Here is a 573-nt window from a genome sequence, read left to right as displayed (position 1 = left end):
GTTCCTGCTCGTCCTCACCATAGGCGAACTGATGATCTCGCCGATTGCACTTTCCATCGCGACCAAAATCGCCCCGCCCATGTTCAAAACGCAAATGGTCGCGCTCAATTTCTTGGGTTTTTCAGTGGGTTTCACTTTGGGTGGCGTGTTGTTCAAAGAGGGATTCAATGAGAAAGCACCGCTGGATTTCTACTGGATGATTTGCGGCATAGGCGTGATAACCGGTTTGGTATTGTTGCTGCTTGTACCTATTTTGAATAAAATGCTCAAAGGCGTAGATTAAATACTGATTCATTAAGAAGGTCGTCTGAAATGCCGTTTCAGACGACCTGTTTAACCTTATTAAATTCGACGAATAAAGTTCCAAGTATCAGCATTCAAACCTATAGCACAGGCATCGTAATAACCGCCTTTCACTTCGGTTTTCTCTCCACCCAACCATTCGATGACGAATTTTTTAGTCTTCCCGCGACCATATTCCAATATCCGCCCCACTGTACTTTCTTGATTCATATCCCAATCGTTCATCTGCATAATATTTGCAATGTGCTTCATTTTGATTCCTTTCTGTAT

At 43.1% G+C, this 573-nt stretch carries 1 protein-coding gene and 1 pseudogene; one reads left to right on the top strand and one right to left on the bottom strand.

Annotated elements, in window-relative coordinates; genetic code table 11:
• Positions 1–283: pseudogene (locus tag ACTHTY_RS11435) on the top strand (MFS transporter); the annotation flags it as partial.
• A gap of 59 nt (positions 284–342) precedes the next feature.
• Here ACTHTY_RS11435 and ACTHTY_RS11430 read toward each other — a convergent pair.
• On the bottom strand, positions 343–573 hold a 231-nt coding region (locus ACTHTY_RS11430; RefSeq protein WP_440367728.1), incomplete at its 5' end, for a hypothetical protein.

The organism is Neisseria sp. P0019.S002 (genome assembly GCF_051957155.1).
In the GTDB taxonomy this organism is placed as follows: domain Bacteria; phylum Pseudomonadota; class Gammaproteobacteria; order Burkholderiales; family Neisseriaceae; genus Neisseria; species Neisseria perflava.
Note: the sequence above shows the minus strand (reverse complement) of the source record. Positions and strands in the feature narration are given on the sequence as shown.